This is a genomic window from Thiorhodospira sibirica ATCC 700588 (assembly GCF_000227725.2).
Taxonomy (GTDB): domain Bacteria; phylum Pseudomonadota; class Gammaproteobacteria; order Ectothiorhodospirales; family Ectothiorhodospiraceae; genus Thiorhodospira; species Thiorhodospira sibirica.
Window position 1 is genome coordinate 591,260 of record NZ_MU255056.1, and the last position, 1,811, is coordinate 593,070.

Consider the following 1,811-nt stretch of genomic DNA (forward strand, 5'->3'; position numbering starts at 1 on the left):
AAACCCGGCAATAGACCACGACATCCCGCTCACGGGGCGCCCCACCGAGCATCAAGCGCACATCCGCTTCGTCAAAATAGCGATGTCCGGACGCATGGCGCTTTGCGACGAGCTTCCCCTCGCGCTCCCAGCGCCGAATTGTCGAGGGTGCTTTTCCGATCCGTTTCGCAAACTCGTTAATGCGATATATCTTACTCATGTAAGCAATTACAGATATTTGCAGAAAAAAAATCAAGCAACAGTTTTTAGCTCTTATCGCCCGCCACCGAAGTGAAGTGCATCTGAGCCGTCGGCCATGCAACCTTAGTGTACCGGATGCACTGCCATTGACAGCATTGGACTATCGACGACTGCTGCCGCTCATAAATGCTTAGGAAAATCACGAAAATCTATGATGATCTTTGGCATGTTCACGCCGTCAACGCCAGTGCGGGCGAACCCGTCTTACCTGACGCTTGCGTGCGTTTAAGGTCTCGCATGAGCGCGTCGCGACCATGATCAGCACTGGGTTATCGTGCTGGACAAACTCTATATAACCGCTCGGCGGGTTGTCAAGTTATCGAGAAAATAGGAGGTTTTCATAGAAAAACGCATATTATGGCCACCAGTTACAAACCCTTGGTGGGGCAGGCCAACGCGGCGCTGGCGCGATACGACGGCCTGTTGCAAGGGATACCCAATCCGGCCGTGATGCTGTCGCCGCTGACCACGCAGGAAGCGGTGCTCTCCAGCAAAATTGAGGGCACCCAGGCCACCGTGGATGAAGTGCTGGAGCAAGAAGCGGGACTAATCAAAGACGGCGAAAAATGGCTCCTCGTCACATTAAGTGGATTTAATCATGGAACTCACCGGACTTCCGATCAGGTAGATCATGCCGATGAAGGTCTCATCATTGCGGTACCCTCGAGCTCTGGCTCTGGCGGCCTGGAACAGACTATTCATGCCTTTCAGCCGGGCGTTGGTGTAGGTGGAGGTCCAGCGTTGAACAACGCGCTGCCTATGATTTTCCAGAGTTCGGATCGCCTTTCTGACCGGCTCAAGCCTGGGTGTTTCACCGACCAGCGCCCTGGCGTAGTTGATGAAGTGGGTGATGCGCCACTGAGCGGCTCGCGGTCCCTTGGCCTTTCGTATCCAGGCCAGCTTCTCCTTGATCCGCCAGGCGGTGGCGGTATCAAGCCCCTGCTTGAGCATCTCGGCAATGGCGATGGTCTGGTTGTCGGTCAGGTTGCCGGGGGTGCCACGCTTGAGCACGGCCCAGCGCAGGTGGTTGGGCAGCGGTTTTTCGCGCCCTTCGAGCTTGCCTACCTCGTCGACCGAGCGGGTGAAGGTCTGCACGATATGAAACCCGTCGACCGTCACCGAGGCGTTGGGCAACTCTTTGGCGACCCCGCTGAGAAAGGCCGGGGACATGTCGCAGACCACTTCGACGATGTGCTGCGCGTCGCCACCATGGTCTTTCAGAAAGGTGCTGAACGGCTCCAGGGTAGCCTTGCCCTTGCCGGGCACGGCAAAGAGAACGGGTTCCTTGCTGCGCGCCATGTCGATGAAGACGGTGACGTAGTTATGTCCCCGCTTGGAGGCTGTCTCATCTAGGCCGATGGCTTGTACCGCCGAGAGGTCGAAACAGCCAATGGCCTGTGCGATAGAGTGTTTGACGATGCGCCACAGCCGGGTATAGTGGACCCTGAAATCTGGACAACAGCTTAAGCGATGACAAAGCCTCCAGCATGGGGTAGCGAAGAGATGAGCGAAAAGAAGAAGCGGAACACATACAACGCCGAGATCAAGGCCAAGGTCGGGCGTGAGGCGAT

Annotated in this window: 2 protein-coding genes and 1 pseudogene; 1 reads left to right on the forward strand and 2 read right to left on the reverse strand. The window is 56.5% G+C overall.

What is annotated here, in order from left to right; genetic code table 11:
• On the reverse strand, positions 1-199 hold a 199-nt coding region (locus tag THISIDRAFT_RS02840), incomplete at its 3' end, for a MerR family transcriptional regulator (RefSeq protein WP_221913944.1).
• Positions 200-597: 398 nt separating this feature from the next.
• Here THISIDRAFT_RS02840 and THISIDRAFT_RS02845 point away from each other — a divergent pair.
• Positions 598-774 (forward strand): annotated as a pseudogene (locus THISIDRAFT_RS02845) (Fic/DOC family N-terminal domain-containing protein); the annotation flags it as partial.
• 48 nt (positions 775-822) lie between these two features.
• Here the strand turns inward: THISIDRAFT_RS02845 and THISIDRAFT_RS02850 are convergent.
• Positions 823-1,811 (reverse strand): ISL3 family transposase (locus THISIDRAFT_RS02850; RefSeq protein WP_221913945.1); only part of this gene is annotated, 989 nt, incomplete at its 5' end.